At 58.2% G+C, this 15166-nt stretch carries 11 protein-coding genes, 2 pseudogenes and 1 riboswitch; of the genes and pseudogenes, 2 read left to right on the forward strand and 11 right to left on the reverse strand.

Going from position 1 to position 15166, the window contains the following annotated elements; all coding sequences use genetic code 11:
• Window positions 1-98: 98 nt before the first annotated feature.
• Together ACIQY3_RS15610 and ACIQY3_RS15615 are read right to left on the reverse strand one after the other, a co-directional pair.
• Complete coding sequence (locus ACIQY3_RS15610) at window positions 99-551, reverse strand: DUF1249 domain-containing protein (RefSeq protein ID WP_403020874.1); 453 nt, start codon at window positions 549-551, stop codon at window positions 99-101.
• Entirely contained in the window at window positions 542-1159 is a 618-nt protein-coding gene (locus ACIQY3_RS15615) for an NUDIX domain-containing protein (protein WP_403020876.1), read from the reverse strand. The genes ACIQY3_RS15610 and ACIQY3_RS15615 overlap by 10 nt, the downstream gene beginning before the upstream one ends.
• A 226-nt stretch (window positions 1160-1385) precedes the next feature.
• On the opposite strand from ACIQY3_RS15615, the gene ACIQY3_RS15620 reads away from it, so the two are divergent.
• The gene (locus tag ACIQY3_RS15620; protein ID WP_403020878.1) at window positions 1386-2129 is read left to right on the forward strand and encodes an RsiV family protein; all 744 of its coding nucleotides are present in this window, start codon (window positions 1386-1388) and stop codon (window positions 2127-2129) included.
• Here ACIQY3_RS15620 and cytX read toward each other — a convergent pair.
• Together cytX and thiC are read right to left on the reverse strand one after the other, a co-directional pair.
• Window positions 2098-3390 (reverse strand): putative hydroxymethylpyrimidine transporter CytX, encoded by a 1293-nt coding sequence (gene cytX / locus ACIQY3_RS15625; protein ID WP_403020880.1) that lies wholly within the window; start codon window positions 3388-3390, stop codon window positions 2098-2100. The genes ACIQY3_RS15620 and cytX overlap by 32 nt on opposite strands.
• 159 nt (window positions 3391-3549) lie before the next feature.
• Window positions 3550-5438, reverse strand: a pseudogene (gene thiC / locus ACIQY3_RS15630) (phosphomethylpyrimidine synthase ThiC).
• A gap of 173 nt (window positions 5439-5611) precedes the next feature.
• A riboswitch (TPP riboswitch) is annotated at window positions 5612-5717 on the reverse strand.
• 191 nt (window positions 5718-5908) lie between these two features.
• Here thiC and ACIQY3_RS15635 point away from each other — a divergent pair.
• Window positions 5909-7348: a TolC family outer membrane protein gene (locus ACIQY3_RS15635; protein ID WP_054053299.1), complete on the forward strand. Its 1440-nt coding sequence runs from the start codon at window positions 5909-5911 to the stop codon at window positions 7346-7348.
• An 83-nt stretch (window positions 7349-7431) separates the two neighbouring features.
• Here the strand turns inward: ACIQY3_RS15635 and ACIQY3_RS15640 are convergent, their stop codons facing one another.
• The 7 genes and pseudogenes from ACIQY3_RS15640 to ACIQY3_RS15670 all read right to left on the reverse strand — a co-directional run.
• Window positions 7432-7716: a fructose-bisphosphate aldolase gene (locus ACIQY3_RS15640; protein ID WP_403020882.1), complete on the reverse strand. Its 285-nt coding sequence runs from the start codon at window positions 7714-7716 to the stop codon at window positions 7432-7434.
• Between the two features lie 516 nt (window positions 7717-8232).
• Window positions 8233-8847 (reverse strand): hypothetical protein, encoded by a 615-nt coding sequence (locus tag ACIQY3_RS15645; RefSeq protein ID WP_403020884.1) that lies wholly within the window; start codon window positions 8845-8847, stop codon window positions 8233-8235.
• Window positions 8848-8874: 27 nt separating this feature from the next.
• Window positions 8875-9816 carry a hypothetical protein gene (locus ACIQY3_RS15650; RefSeq protein ID WP_403020886.1) on the reverse strand — a complete coding sequence of 314 codons (942 nt, stop codon included), beginning with the start codon at window positions 9814-9816 and terminating at the stop codon, window positions 8875-8877.
• Entirely contained in the window at window positions 9813-10751 is a 939-nt protein-coding gene (locus ACIQY3_RS15655; protein ID WP_403020888.1) for a DUF6708 domain-containing protein, read from the reverse strand. Before ACIQY3_RS15655 ends, ACIQY3_RS15650 begins: the two co-directional genes overlap by 4 nt.
• Window positions 10748-14020 carry a toxin VasX gene (locus ACIQY3_RS15660; protein ID WP_403020890.1) on the reverse strand — a complete coding sequence of 1091 codons (3273 nt, stop codon included), beginning with the start codon at window positions 14018-14020 and terminating at the stop codon, window positions 10748-10750. Before ACIQY3_RS15660 ends, ACIQY3_RS15655 begins: the two co-directional genes overlap by 4 nt.
• A complete protein-coding gene (locus ACIQY3_RS15665) occupies window positions 14017-14850 on the reverse strand; it encodes a DUF4123 domain-containing protein (protein WP_403020892.1) in 834 nt (277 codons plus the stop codon). The genes ACIQY3_RS15660 and ACIQY3_RS15665 overlap by 4 nt, the downstream gene beginning before the upstream one ends.
• Window positions 14847-15166 (reverse strand): annotated as a pseudogene (locus tag ACIQY3_RS15670) (type VI secretion system tip protein VgrG); the annotation flags it as partial. The gene ACIQY3_RS15665 and the pseudogene ACIQY3_RS15670, both read right to left, overlap by 4 nt.

Consider the following 15166-nt stretch of genomic DNA (forward strand, 5'->3'; position numbering starts at 1 on the left):
GCGTTCTCCCGGGGCTGAATCACGGAGGTGGATAGTGGCCGCAATTATGCTGGGGGAAGCTCAAAAGAGGAAACGTGTGAACCGGACGCAGTTCACATCTATCGAACGACTGCGTACTCGTGCCCACACGCCAGACAGTGACTCAGCCATTCCCCCAGGAACAGATTGAGCTGGGCCTTCTCATCCGGCTGGTGCATCGCGGCATTCGGGTAAGGATAGATGCCACGGAAGCGTCTTGCATGTTCAGCGCTGACCACCTCGGCCATGCAGGCGTCGTGGTAGACCTGAACTTCCAGTTGCGGCACCGGCAGCCACGGCAGGCTGTGTTCCTGGCGCACTTGCAGGGTCGTGGTGTACGGGTTGACTTGCAGCACTTCCAGGGCCAGTACGCCGAGCATCTGGTCACCCTGGGTCACGGCGATGCGCCGTGCCTCGGGCTCGCTGCGCATGTCCGGCAGCAGTCGCATCAAACGCGCGTAGTTCGCCTCGCAGGAGGCTTGCAGCCCCGCGAGGTCCACCCGATAGCGATCGCGCAGCTTGTTTACGACCATAACCCCCTCACTTCAGCGCGGTTCAAAGCAAGCCATTGCAAAGCAATGATGCTGGCCGCGTTGGCAATTCGTCCGTCGCGTACGGCCTGCAGGGCATCTTCGAAGGCCCAGACCGTGACGCGGATATCTTCCGCTTCTTCTGCCAGTCCATGCAGCCCCCCTACTCCAGTGCTGTCGCAACGCCCCAGGTACAAATGCACGAATTCGTTGCTGCCGCCCGGGGATGGGAAATATTTGGTCATCGGCCAAAGCGCCCCGAATACAAGCCCAGCTTCCTCCTGCGCTTCGCGGTGAGCAACTTCTTCCGGTTCTTCGTCTTTATCGATCAGACCGGCGACCAATTCGATCAGCCACGGGTTAGTCGTCTTGCCCATGGCGCCGACACGAAACTGCTCGATCAACACCACTTCATCGCGCTGCGGATCGTAAGGCAGCACGCACACCGCATCGTGACGCACGAACACTTCACGATTGATTTCGCGACTCATGCCGCCAGCGAATAATTCATGGCGCAAATGCAGGCGATCGAGCTTGTAGAAGCCCGCGTAGCACTGTTCGCGTCGAACGATCTCAACGGTGGTTGGAATGGCGTTGGCAAAATCAGTCATGACAATCCTCTTTACTGCAATCCGTTACGAGGTTCCTTTTTGTGACTTGCAACCTCGACTTCGCGCCATCCTAACGCGCCCGCGACCTTTGATGCAGCCCCTTTACCTTCAGCGGGATAGACGGTGAGGGCGAAACCAACTCTAATTAGCTTAGTGGCGAACTGACTGCTCCGTTGATAGTCGAAGCGGTAACTTTTCGCCTTTCCCTGTTTTATGAAGGACGCCCATGTCGCTTTTTAAAATCGCCTCCGTGGCCGCCATCGCCCTGACCTTGGGCGCTTGCCAGAGCCTGTTTCAACCCAACTACCGGACGCCGCTGGAAACCACCCGCGATGCTTCGGAAATCCTCAAGCCGGGTTGCACCACGCCTGATTGCCCGTTGGTGAATATCGACACCCTGCGTTTCCCGGACGAGCCACAGCTGGACGGCATCGTCGAAAAGAACCTGCTGCAATTGACCCGCACCCCGGACGCCCCCGCAGCGCCGACCCTGGCCGCCTACCGCGATCAGTTTCTGCGCACCGCCGAACCGCGCTCCAGCAGCTACTTGCAAGCCAAGGTACGGGAGCAGCATGACGGCTTGGTGATCGTTGAGTTTTCCAGTTACCTGGACACCGGCGGTGCCCATGGCACACCGGGCCGCAGCTTTATCAACTATTCGCACCAGCAGCACAAAGTGCTGACCCTGTCGGATATGTTGCTGCCGGGTCAGGAAGAAGCGTTCTGGAAAGCCGCGCAAGTGGCGCACAACAGCTGGCTGATCAGCACCAAGCTCGATCAGGAAGCGGATTTCCTGAAGACCTGGCATTTCCAGAAAACCCAGAACGTGGCGCTGACCTACGGTGGGGTGATCCTCAAGTACGAAGTGAGCACCATCGCGCCTTACGCCCTGGGCCACATCGAACTGAAGATCCCCTACCCGCGCCTCAATGGCATTCTCAGGCCCGAGCTGTTTCCCGGCCGTAACTGAAGGCTCGACCGAGCACAAGCTGCAGCAGCCCTGCCAGTACCAGCGACGGCAGGGTTGCGCCGACATCCGGATACAGATTAGCCAGCAAATGATAGGTGCTCACCCCGCCCAGCCAGGCGAGCAACGCCGGCCAGCGCAATGCGGCTGATGCGACCTGGGCACTGCGTTTGCGCAGGATGAAGTGATCCACCAGCACCACGCCGAACAGCGGCGCAAACACCGAACCGATCAACAACAGGAAGTTCTGGTACTGGGCCAATGGCGCCAGGCAGGCAATCAGTGTGCAGATCACACCGATGGCCAACGCCAGATGCTCGACCTTCAGGCGCAACAGAATCCCGCTCGACACCGCCGCCGAGTGAATATCGGCAAAAGCGTTTTCCGACTCGTCCAGCAGGATCAGCAGCAGCGGAATCCCCAGGCCGGCACCGGCCAGCGCCAACAGCAAGGCATTCACTTCACCGCTCGGCGCGAACGCCAGGGTGTACGCCACGCCCAGGCTCATCAGCCAGAAGTTACCGATAAAGAAACCCAGCGCTGTGCCGCCGAACACGTTTTTCGCACGCTTGCCGAAACGCGAGTAGTCGGCAATCAGCGGCAGCCAGGACAGCGGCATCGCGATCGCAATGTCGAAACCCACGGCAAACGGCATCGAACCATCACCAGCCTGGTGCCACAGCGCAGCCAGATCGGCTTTGGCGAACAGGTTCCAGGTCAGCCAGATGCAAGCCGCCAGCAACAGCCAGATGCCCCACTTGCGCAGGATCTGCCGCACGAAGGTCAACGGGCCGCTGACTGCGAGCAAGGTCGCGAGTGCGCCGAATACCAACGTCCACAGCAACGGGTTCGACAGCAGGCTGCCTTCGCTGAACGCCCGGGCGCCGAGCAAACTGGCGGCGTCGCGCATGACGATGATTTCGAACGAGCCCCAACCGATGAGTTGCAGCAGGTTCAACACCGCCGGCAGGCTCGCGCCGCGTTTGCCGAGGCTGAGTTTGAGCGCGGCCATCGACGACAGGCCGGTGTCACTGCCGATCACGCCGACGGCGGCCAGCAGCAAAACGCCGACCAGCGTACCGAGGAAAATCGCCAGCAACGAGCCGGACAGACCCAGGCCCGGCGCGAGCAAAGCACCGGTCTGCAAGACCATCAGGCCGATGCCGAGGGAGAACCACAGGGAAAACAGATCGCGACCGCCGAACACACGTTTGTCGGTGGGCACTGCGATGTCTGGAGAATAGGTGCTGGGTTGAATGCTCAAGGGTGTTATCTCAGAGGGATAAGTGTGTCATTGAGATCTTCGGTGTCTGGCCCGGCGCCTTCGCGAGCAAGCCCGCTCCCACATTTGGAATGCATTCCAATGTGGGAGCGGGCTTGCTCGCGAAGACGGCAGCACAGGCGCCGTCAATCACAGGTCAGATCAAACCTTCTTGTACAGCTGACTGCCTTCCTGCTTGAACCGCTCTGCCTGTTCCGCCAATCCCTGGGCGACTTCGGCGTCTACTGTTTCGATCCGTTGGTTGGCCGCGTATTCACGGACTTCCTGGGTGATTTTCATCGAGCAGAATTTCGGCCCGCACATGGAGCAGAAGTGCGCGACCTTGGCCGAATCCTTCGGCAGGGTTTCATCGTGATACGAGCGAGCGGTGTCCGGGTCGAGGCCCAGGTTGAACTGGTCTTCCCAACGGAATTCGAAACGCGCCTTGCTCAAGGCATTGTCGCGAATCTGTGCACCCGGATGCCCCTTCGCCAGATCGGCGGCGTGCGCGGCGATCTTGTAGGTGATGATCCCGGTCTTCACGTCATCTTTGTTCGGCAGGCCCAAGTGTTCCTTCGGCGTGACGTAGCAAAGCATGGCGCAACCGAACCAGCCGATCATCGCCGCACCGATACCGGAGGTGATGTGGTCGTAGCCCGGCGCAATGTCGGTGGTCAGCGGGCCGAGGGTGTAGAACGGCGCCTCGTCGCAGCACTCGAGCTGCTTGTCCATGTTCTCTTTGATCAACTGCATCGGCACGTGGCCGGGGCCTTCGATCATGCACTGCACGTCGTGCTTCCAGGCAATCTTGGTCAGCTCGCCGAGGGTTTCCAGCTCACCGAATTGCGCGGCGTCGTTGGCGTCGGCAATCGAGCCGGACGCAGGCCATCGCCCAGCGAGAAGCTGACGTCGTAGGCCTTCATGATTTCGCAGATGTCTTCGAAATGCGTGTAGAGGAAGTTCTCTTTGTGATGCGCCAGGCACCACTTGGCCATGATCGAACCACCACGGGACACGATGCCGGTCACGCGCTTAGCGGTCAGCGGCACGTAGCGCAGCAACACGCCGGCGTGGATGGTGAAGTAATCGACGCCCTGCTCGGCCTGTTCGATCAGCGTGTCGCGGAACAGCTCCCAGGTCAGGTCTTCGGCGGCGCCGCCGACTTTTTCCAACGCTTGATAAATCGGCACCGTACCGATCGGCACTGGCGAGTTGCGGATGATCCACTCGCGGGTTTCGTGAATGTGTTTGCCGGTGGACAGGTCCATGACCGTGTCCGAACCCCAGCGAATGCCCCAAGTCAGTTTCGCCACTTCTTCTTCGATGGACGAACCCAAGGCGCTGTTGCCGATGTTGCCGTTGATCTTCACCAGGAAGTTACGGCCGATGATCATCGGTTCCAGTTCGGTGTGGTTGATGTTGGCCGGAATGATCGCGCGGCCACGGGCGATTTCGTCGCGGACAAATTCCGGGGTGATGATTTTCGGCACGCTGGCGCCGAAGCTGTGACCGGCGTGTTGCTGGTCCAGCAGCCCGGCGGCGCGAGCCACTTCGAGCTTCATGTTTTCGCGGATGGCGACGTATTCCATCTCGGCGGTGATGATGCCTTTGCGGGCGTAGTGCATCTGGCTGACGTTGGCCCCGGCCTTGGCGCGGCGCGGGTTGTTCACGTGGGCGAAGCGCAGCTTGGTCAGTTCGGCATCGGCGAGGCGTTCCTGGCCGAAGTTCGAGCTCAGGCCGGGCAGGCGCTCGGTGTCGCCACGGGATTCGATCCACGGCGAACGCACATCGGCCAGGCCTTTGCGCACGTCGATGATGACGTTGGGATCGGTGTAAGGGCCCGAGGTGTCGTACACAACCACAGGCGCGTTGATCTCGCCGCCGAAGTCGGTCGGGGTCACATCAAGGCTGATTTCGCGCATTGGCACGAGGATGTCCGGGCGGGAACCCTGAACATAGATTTTTTGCGAGCGGGTAAACGGTTGAACCGACTGTTGATCGACTTGGGCCGAATCACTCAGGTTCGTAGTATTTTTTAGTTTTATCGTCATCACGGGCTCTCCAGACAGCATCCAGCAGTGGATTTTTGTCGGAGCGAACCTGTAACGAATGGACGCGACCAATCAGCCATGAAAATGCCGTTGGTGCTGTGCTCTGTGCTCGAGGGCTGTCGACTGTCGATTGTCGAACAACATCCCGGACGAAGCACAAGAGGACTCGCCGGGTGACGAGAAATCTTGTTCCCTACGCAGGCGCTAACCTGATCAGGTTCAACGGGATCCGAAATTATTCGATCTCAGCCTCATAGCAAGGCACCCCGACAAGAACCCGGCCAGTCTAGACACAACTGGCAAAGAACGCCAACACCGCGGTAAACACCATGATGAATGGCGCAATTACCGGATTGTTGCGGTACGCGCGTACAACTACACTCGCTACGCCGTGCTGCGCCTTGACGCTGTGCGGGCCGCGCCTTACCTTTGGCGCTCAAATTATCAGCGTAATTTTTAGGGATGGCCTCATGCTGCGCAAACTCTCACTGGCCCTTGCCGTGTCTTGTGCGTCCAATGGAATGGCCTGGGCAGCTGAAGCGCCCTTATCCACCAAGACCGACCTGGTCAGCGTCTATCAGGAAGCGGTGGATAACAACGCCGACCTGGCTGCCGCCCGCGCGCAATACGGCGCGCAAAAAGAAGTCGTGCCCCAGGCCCGTGCCGGCCTGCTGCCGAACCTGTCGGGCGGCGCCAACCTGAGTTCCGTGCGCACCCAGCTCGATCAGCCGTCCGGCACCGCCAACCGCGATGCCCATTCGTATCAAGCGACGTTGGCCCAACCGCTGTTCCGCGCCGATCGCTGGTTCCAGTTCCAGGCCGCCAAGGACGTCAACGAACAAGCTTCGCTGCAACTGTCGGCCACCGAGCAGAACCTGATCCTGCAATCGGCGGAAAGCTATTTCAACGTGCTGCGCAGTCAGGACAACCTGGCCTCGACCAAGGCTGAAGAAGCGGCGTTCAAGCGCCAGCTCGACCAGTCCAACGAGCGCTTCGACGTGGGCCTGTCGGACAAGACCGACGTGCTGCAATCCCAGGCCAGTTACGACACGGCGCGGGCCAACCGGATCCTCGCCCAACGCCAGGTGGACGACGCGTTTGAAGCGCTGATCACGCTGACCAACCGCCAGTACAACTCGATTCAGGGCATCGTCCACACGTTGCCGATCCTGCCGCCGGCGCCGAACGACGCCAAGGCCTGGGTCGACACCGCCGCCAAACAGAACCTGAATCTGCTGGCCAGCAACTACGCGGTCAGCGCCGCCGAAGAAACCCTCAAGCAACGCAAGGCTGGCCACGCGCCGACCCTCGATGCGGTAGCCAAATACGAAAAGGGTGACAACGACGCACTGGGCTTCAGCAACCCGAGCGCCTTCGGCCAGCCTTACGGAGGCAACGTCGAACAGACCACCGTCGGCTTGCAAGTGAACATCCCGATCTACAGCGGCGGCCTGATCAACTCCCAGGTGCGCGAGTCCTATTCACGCCTTGACCAGACCGAGCAGCAGCGCGAGCAACTGCGTCGACAAGTGGTGGAAAACACCCGCAACCTGCACCGCGCGGTGAACACGGATGTCGAGCAAGTGCAGGCGCGCAAGCAGTCGATCATCTCCAACCAGAGCGCGGTGGAAGCAACGGAAATCGGTTATCAGGTGGGGACGCGCAACATCGTCGACGTGCTGGATGCCCAGCGCCAGCTCTACACCTCGGTGCGCAACTACAACAATACCCGCTACGACTACATCCTCGACAACCTGCGCCTCAAGCAAGCGGCCGGCACGTTGAACCCGGGGGATTTGCAGGATTTGTCGCGTTATCTCAAGGCTGACTACAACCCGGATAAAGACTTCCTGCCACCGGATTTGGCCAAGGCTGCGGCCGAGCAACTCAAGGCCCGGCCGGGTCAATAAAAAACAAACGGTTATCGTTTTTAACATCAATGAAAAACCCGCAGAAATGCGGGTTTTTTATTACGTGAAAATTGATTGCTGCCTTAAGGCGTATCAAACCCACGCTGCTCAATCACCCGGAACACGTCACCCACATCCCGGAGCAGGATCAAGGCGATGTTGGTGACGGTGTTAATGTCGTTTTCGGCGTAGTCCGGCAGGCTGGTGCAAGCCATGAGGTTGAGGTATTTGAGGACGGCATTGAGGCGTTCGCTGACGCAGTTGTGCAGTTCGCGGATCGGGGCGTCATTGTCGATGAGCAGGACGGGATAGTCGGTGGCGAATTGGGACATGGGGGTGAAGCGGCGCGGCGGGTTGTTCATTGTCATAAGTAAAACTCCTCGAATCTAAAAGAAGAGCTACTTCCGTTCGCTGCGAAACGAATTGGGTGGTAGCTGTGTGCGGGTTCGCAGACCGAGGATACGAGGAACCCGGCAGACCCGAAGGTCTCCCACACACAGCCACCATAAAACGGACTACGAGCGCTGATGCGACCGACGTTGCTTTTATGATGCTTGGTTACACGTATCGTAAGGGCTGCGAAACCCTATCGCCGACTGCTGTCAGCGACGGGGCGAACTATAAGCGGCGACTTTGATGGCTGCAACCGCACTGTAGGACGGCGCATAACCTTTGTGGCGAGGGGGCTTGCCCCCGTTCGGCGGCGCAGCCAGCGTAAATCCGGCGTTGCGGTGAGGCTGTAGGAATAAAGTGGCAGAATTTGAGGCTGCTTCGCGGCCCGACGGGCGCAAGCTCCCTCGCCACAATGGGTAAATTCCTACGTGGTTTTCGGCAATGATGCGTCAGCGTTGGGCTGACCGCGCCCATGGAAAACCTCGGCTAACTCACACCTGAAATTTTCTTGTACCTCTTACAGGAAAGTTCATATCACCCAACGAAGATACAAAATCACTTAAAAATTTATGCAACTCAGACTTGCTTAAAGACAACACAAAACGAAATTGCTTCCCCTCTTCTGTCTCAACAATAACGCCACGATCCTGATCCCAAATCCATCCACCTTGCACATAGCCTGAGACGGATTTAATGTCTGACATAGATAGAATATGCATTGATCGCTCTGTATCCGTCGACACTTCAAAAGAAACACCTGTGGAACGGAAGCAAACATTCAAAACCTTCTCAATCAGACTGCTATCGATAAATTTGGCCTTATTCTCAGACCACTCCACCAGCACAATGATTACCGACACCACAAACACCAAGACCCACACAGCAAGTAATACCATGGCAAAAATCTGGCCATATCCTGGCGACAGAAAATAAAAAACCAAGTGAGGAAGTAATACAAACCAGAACACTTGGTAGAAGACCGCTCTCGTCAATCTCCACCAAAAAGAATGGGCCATTTTAAACTTCAATTCCGATTCCAACTCAGATGGCGTTTTCGGCCACCGATAAACCTTCTCAATATACTCCGATGGAATTATTACACTCACTTTCAACGCTTCCTTTTATAAAATCGATTAACGACACTCTTGGAGCGCCCGCTCTGCCTGCGCGGCCAGTTCAGCCTTGCGCTTGGCAATGGCTTCTTCCAGTTCCGGGGAGCGTTTTGCCCATTGCTCGGGTGGTAAAGGTTTTGACCATTCGATGATGTCGGGATAGGGCAAGTCGGGAGGATATGAAAGCTTCCAGTCCTGAACTTTTTCCGCCAAATACGTCCCCAGAAACACGATGCAAAAAATCCCCCATAAAACACCTATCAAGTTGCCCTTGCGCAAGTCGGTGATGATCGAGCCAATTTGCGTTTCTTCGTAGGGGGCAACGCCTACTCGACTTTCGGGAACAGCTTGCGGTCCGATTTCCATGTAACTGCGCATGCACTCCCATAACGCCATCGCCGTGGTGCCGCCGCCGCAGTTGAAGCCCAGTGAGAAATGCTTGTTGTCATCCGTGGCCAGCGGGTCCGGGTTTTCGAAACCAATGATCAGTAAACCCATCGTCGCTTTCCCTGCTTGACTGACGGACGATTGCTGAGTGGCGGCTGCGGTGACACTTTCCCAAGGGACGATCCAGTACTCGCCGTCTTCGCGAGGGACGCAGACTTCTCGGCGTTGGCGGTTGAAGCGCACGGGTAAGGGCACGCCTCGGAATAGACCTTGAATCAAAAACAGCGTTGGGACGCCGACAATAACGGAGCCGATAATCAAAATATCTTGGCTGAAGTCAGAATTGAGATTTCTAGTGAAGAAAGACATGGCCAGAACCACCATCACCATCGGCCACAACATCATCACCACCGAACCGATGCTGTAATTTCCAACATCGAGAAACACCTCGTTCTTGCGCCAAATGATATTAAGCACATCAGAGGGCTTTCTACCCGTAGGGATCGGCAACGGAGCCAAGTAGTCATTGCGCGAAAACATCCGTTTTTTCGTGGTGCCTGCCGGTGGCGTGCTCATGCCGCATCCTTGGACTGAACGGCCAGTTCAGCCTCGCGTTTGGCGATGGCTTCTTCGAGTTCCGGGGAGCGTTTGGCCCACTGTTCCGGGGGGAGTGGTTTTGACCATTCGATGATGTCGGGATAGGGCAAGTCGGGCGGCGGGTAAAGCTTCTTCCTTTGAAGGTAAGTAGCGAGAGGCGCATTGAAAATAAATACGCCGAATACCCCTTCCCACAAGAGTGTTAGAAACCAGCCGCGCTCTTTGGCTTTTTCGTTCATGTAATCGATGTAGTAGCGCAGGTTGGCGCCTGCGTTAAGCGCTGCTGCCTCGGGCGCGGCGTCCGGTCCAACTTCCATGTAACTGCGCATGCATTCCCACAGAGCCATCGCCGTGGTGCCGCCGCCACAGTTGAAGCCTAGCGAGAAATGTTTGTTCTCCTCGTTGGCTAACGGATCCGGGTTTTCAAAACCGATGATCAGCAGACCCATCGTCGCTTTACCGGCCTGACTGATGGAGGACTGCTGCGTGGCGGCTGCGGTGACGCTTTCCCAAGGGACGATCCAGTACTCACCGTCGTCGCGAGGGACGCAGACTTCTCGGCGTTGGCGGTTGAAGCGCACGGGTAAGGGCACTTCGCGGAATAGACCTTGAATCAAAAACAGCATTGGGACGCCGACAATAACGAAGCCGAGAATCAAAATATCTTGGCTGAAGTCAGAATTGAGATTTCTAGTGAAGAAAGACATGGCTAGAACCACCATCACCATCGGCCACAGCATCATCACCACCGAACCGATGCTGTAATTTCCAACATCGAGAAACACCTCGTTCTTGCGCCAAATGATGTTAAGCACATCAGAGGGCTTTCTACCCGTAGGGATCGGCAATGGCGCCAGATAGTCATTACGCGAAAACATCCGTTTTTTCGTGGTGCCTGCCGGTGGCGTGCTCATCGTTTGTCCTTGGGTTGCAGGTAAATAGCGCCGGGGTGGTCCTCACCGAGCGGGTAACTCGGCACACGATCAAGTCGCGGTGTCGGGTCAGCCCGCAGCTCTATCACGCCAGTGGTGTCATTCAGGGTAAAGGCCAGCCCTAGTTCACCGCCGATAAAAGTGCGGGCACCAAGCATCGAGATCAATGGCGTGCGATAGCGCAACCTTAGCGAAACAGTGCTGGGTGTCGTGCCCAATACGTTGCTCAGCTCTTTGAAGGGACCACTCAGCCGTAAGCCCTGACCTTCCTTGTGCGGTATCCACTGACAGACGCTGCTGGACAACCAGTGAGGCGTCATGTCTCGCCAGGGACGGGGCGTTTTGTAGTGGTGGAGCGGGCTGTTTTTGATCAGGTCGCGGGAAGTCTGGGTATCCACGGGATCACCCACCATGCTCAGTTCCAGATAGACACTGCTCGGTTCGGCGCCCGGTAAATCGATGGTCAGGGTGTCTATGGAACTGACGAATGCGAGGCCGGAAATGCCACTGCTGGTGGTCGGCTGCGAGCTGCTTTGCATGCTGACCCTCGGTGCATAAAGGATGCGATACAGCCGGTCAAGTTCGTCCACTTGGGCTTTCGGCGGTATAGGTGCCAGGTCGAATGCCCGGTCTTTTGACCAGCAGCAGAAATTGAGGAACATTTGCAGCGGGGTCTGCTGCATGATCCCGATGATCAGGTGCAACGCCCCTAACACGAAAATGATCCAGTTCAACGGCCCCATGTACAGCGTGTACCGCAAGATGGCGACTTCGACGGTTATTGAACCTGCCAATGCGCGGGCGGTATAGCCAACCCCTAACAACGCCTGGGCGCCGAAAGCCGCCACTTGCCCGCCAACAATGATCTGGCGCATCTCCAGCCATGGATCGACTCGGTTTTGGGTGTTTTCCAGTTGTATTTGCAGGGACTTGAACTCCGCGAATGCTGCGCCGGCAGATAGCAGGCCAATCACCCCACCAAACAGCGTAAGCGTCGGAGCTGCGGACCCAAAGAAGTGAAACCTGTCCTTCCCAAACCCCTTCCGCACCTGACTATCAAGCACCGCCACCAACGCCGCCCCCGCATACAAGTTCGCCGACACCGTGTCATTCACCCGCCGACTGTCCATCCCCTCCAACACCGCCGCATCCCGCAAATAATTCACCGCATTCACCACGTTCAACAATAACGCAGCCAACGGCACAACCCCTCCGCTATTCACCACCGCCGGCGAATTCACAATCCGCTCCACTCTCCCCACACCAATGGCCTTCCCGGTCGATTTCACCCAATCCCCCAGCGCCTCAGCCATTTGCCCCACCAATTTCCACACCTGCCGACCACCCTCGGTGACGAGCCGTAAAGGCGTGTTACTACCCAGTCGGTTGGCGATGAGAATGCCCATCCATGACCGGCTAAAAGCACCGTCGCCTTTGAGCAACAACAACGCCGCCGCCATGCGATTGACCAGCGCACTCCATAGGCTGTTGGCGTCCCGGGCCATGGCCGCGATGTCGTCCAGTACCAACGTGCTCAAAGGCGCCAACGCCAAGTGGGTTGCGTTGACGTTGTCGGAGGACAGGGCAGCCATCAGTTCGTTAAGACGCGAAACGTTGTTAACCGCCGCATCGATGGAGGGCGTCCAGGCGCTGAACAATTGGGTCAGCGCGCCGCCATCCGCCGCACGCACGTATTCGGCATATTGCTCGGCGCCCTGGGCGCGGAGGCATTGGGCGGTGAGGCAGCCGGTAGCCAGTTCAGTCAGCCAGTGGCGAGTCTCCAGGTCGTGGTAATCGACAAACCAAGTGCCACTGCGCGAACGCTTGAGGTACACGCCTCGGTCGGCAAACAGCGCAGTGTGGCGTTCTTCTATCTGCTGGTAGTGCGCCGCTGCTGTCTGCGCAAACCATTTATCCATCGCCTCAAGGTCGATGTATTTGCCGACTTGGGCGCTGAAGTGATGGCTATTGAGGTTTGCGTGCTTTTCGGCGCGGTATTCGCGAACAACAAATTCCGCTTCGTTGTACAAGTCCGCCGGAATAAAGGCCCGCACCGGGGCGACGATGGCGGCGATCCGCGCATCCCGGGCGCGGGTTTCGGCCTGAGTGGGCTGGCCACCGTACTGACGCGCCTGGGTTTCAGCCTTGAGTTCTTCATCGAGCCGGCGCTGGGTTGCCAGCATGACCTCGCCCTGCTCCGGGGTCAGTTCGATGTCGCGATCCTTGTAGCGATAACTTAGGGTGCCGGCCAGTTCGGCGCCGTCTTCAGTGATCAGGCTGCGAATAAACCCGCCGACGCTCAGGCGCAGGTGGTTGTCCCCCAGCCAGGTTTCGTGGCTCGCTTCTATCCATTCCTGCTCATGGTTGATGTCCCGCAACACGCCCAGGTCATCGTCGAGGCAGGCGAAGACGGCGAACAGTCCTTCAGTTTGTGCCTTGGCGTTGTCCAGCCAATTCTGAGTGCCTTGACCGTCCCACGCTTCAGCGCTCCACTCGCCCGGCGCTTGATCGCTGGCCTCGGGGTGTTGCGCGAGAACCTTTTCACGCTCCCGCGCACGGTGCATCGCATCAGTGTAGGCCTTGATGTTGGCCGGGGTTGGGTCCTTCATCAGCGTTGCGCCCAGTGCATCGGTGTCTTCGACACCTTTTATCTGGTCCACTTTCATGGACCGGGCGAAGGTCTTGGGCAGGAGTTCGGCCATGACCTTGGACGCGTTGGTCAACGGCGGGCAATGCTCGGCTTTCAGTTCATTGGCGACGGTGCGTAACGCGACATGGCACATGTGCTGTTGACGTTTGGTGCTGCTGCCGCTCAGTGCCTGGCAGTGTTCGGCATTCAGTGGAAACTCGCTGTAAAGCATCCAGGCATTGTGGATTTTTTGCAGGGCCATACCGGCCAAAGTGGCGTCGAGTACCGGGGAGGCATCGGCTTCCAGCGCCTGCTTCTTGAACAAGCCGTCCGGCGACACCGCATACCGTTTCAGCGGCCCTTGGTCCTGCCAAAGATAAACAAATCCCGCCCGCAGGCGTCGTACCGCCATGGGTCGGCTTTGCGTGGTCACACCGGGAACACAACAAGGCTCATCGGCACGTTCTTCCGCCAAAGCGTAACGCACGGGCACGACGAAGATTTCGGACTGGCTGGCGGGGCACGGCGTAACCGTACTGTTGATGTCGACGTGAGGCTGAGCCTTGGCAGCCCGTTCGGCCTGAGCGGCGTTGTCGACCATCGCCAGTTTCTGGGCGCTCATACACAGAACTCCTTGTCAGTGAGTAGCTGACGTGTCAGTTCGGCATTCAGGTTTTCCAGCCGCTGTTTGGGCGATACGCCGGGCTCGGCCAACATCTCTCGGTAAGCGGCGTGTGTAGGGGCGTCGGGAAAGTTGGTGCCCAGTGCCGCGTGGAAACGAGCCCAGAGCAGGACTTCGCCGATGGCGCTATAACCGTGCCGTCCGGCACTGTGCTGGCAGTGAGAGGCCCACTGTTGCAAAGCCAAGTCGTCCAGCCCTTGCAGGCATTCGGAAAAGTGTTGTTGGCAGTGTTCGATCAACTGTTGGGCGAAACGAAGTCGTTGTGCCGTGCTCAGTTGTTCCAACAACTCCGCCGTCAAACTCAACCAAGGCTCTGGCGCATGCCGGGCGGCGGGTTGATCCGGGTTCTCTTGATGGATATCCAGTCCCGGCAGTCGGATCAGTCGTAAAGGTCCCATCAAGCGACCGCGTTCGTCGCTGGATAGATCCGCCAGCCACAGCGAGGTAATGCGCGGGTCGAAGTAACGAAAGAGGACGGTGAGATCGCCCTCGACACGGACGTGAATCAGGCTGCGCAAATGGTCGAGCACCACCGTTTCTTCGGCGTCCGACTCCAGCCACACACCACACGTCGCGCTCCATTCCTGAAAAAAGAGGTGGGCCAGCGGGCTATCGGGAACCACAGGCACCAGTACCGGCCCGACTTCCTCCAAGGGGCTGTAGACGGTTGTTTGATAAAGCGATTGGTAGGTCGTGCTCCCCAGCGCGATCAGCCGCTCGGGCAGATGTCCAATCTGGGCGCGATCCAGCAGCAAGTAAGCCCGACTCATGCCGTCATCTCCGTCAGTTTTTGACACACGGCACAGATGGGTGAGGCCTGTCGCGCGGCTTGAGTCAATGCGAGCTTTTGCGCCGCCAGGGATGGCGCTATCAAAGCTTGCGGCGCAACCGGGACCAATGAGCGAGCAAGCTGAGCAGGTAGCCCCGCCATCGGATCCCCACCTTCAACAATGGCTACACTGCTGAAAATCCCGCCAGCATTGATCACGAGGTGGTGACCGCCAGCCGTGAGTGTCAGGCTCGTACCCGCATCGATCACCACTTGGCTCGCGGTGACACGGGTGTGCGGCCCAGCCTGAATCACCA

The sequence above is a fragment of the Pseudomonas sp. NPDC096950 genome, from assembly GCF_044762525.1.
Classification (GTDB): domain Bacteria; phylum Pseudomonadota; class Gammaproteobacteria; order Pseudomonadales; family Pseudomonadaceae; genus Aquipseudomonas.

Bases quoted from the DNA above. Each gene is read 5' to 3' on its own strand.
- ACIQY3_RS15615 (WP_403020876.1), bottom strand. From the start codon at position 1,159: ATGACTGATTTTGCCAACGCCATTCCAACCACCGTTGAGATCGTTCGA.
- ACIQY3_RS15660 (WP_403020890.1), bottom strand. From the start codon at position 14,020: ATGAGCGCCCAGAAACTGGCGATGGTCGACAACGCCGCTCAGGCCGAA.
- ACIQY3_RS15665 (WP_403020892.1), bottom strand. From the start codon at position 14,850: ATGAGTCGGGCTTACTTGCTGCTGGATCGCGCCCAGATTGGACATCTG.
- ACIQY3_RS15640 (WP_403020882.1), bottom strand. From the start codon at position 7,716: ATGACAATGAACAACCCGCCGCGCCGCTTCACCCCCATGTCCCAATTC.
- ACIQY3_RS15650 (WP_403020886.1), bottom strand. From the start codon at position 9,816: ATGAGCACGCCACCGGCAGGCACCACGAAAAAACGGATGTTTTCGCGC.
- ACIQY3_RS15620 (WP_403020878.1), top strand. From the start codon at position 1,386: ATGTCGCTTTTTAAAATCGCCTCCGTGGCCGCCATCGCCCTGACCTTG.
- ACIQY3_RS15655 (WP_403020888.1), bottom strand. From the start codon at position 10,751: ATGAGCACGCCACCGGCAGGCACCACGAAAAAACGGATGTTTTCGCGT.
- ACIQY3_RS15610 (WP_403020874.1), bottom strand. From the start codon at position 551: ATGGTCGTAAACAAGCTGCGCGATCGCTATCGGGTGGACCTCGCGGGG.
- ACIQY3_RS15635 (WP_054053299.1), top strand. From the start codon at position 5,909: ATGCTGCGCAAACTCTCACTGGCCCTTGCCGTGTCTTGTGCGTCCAAT.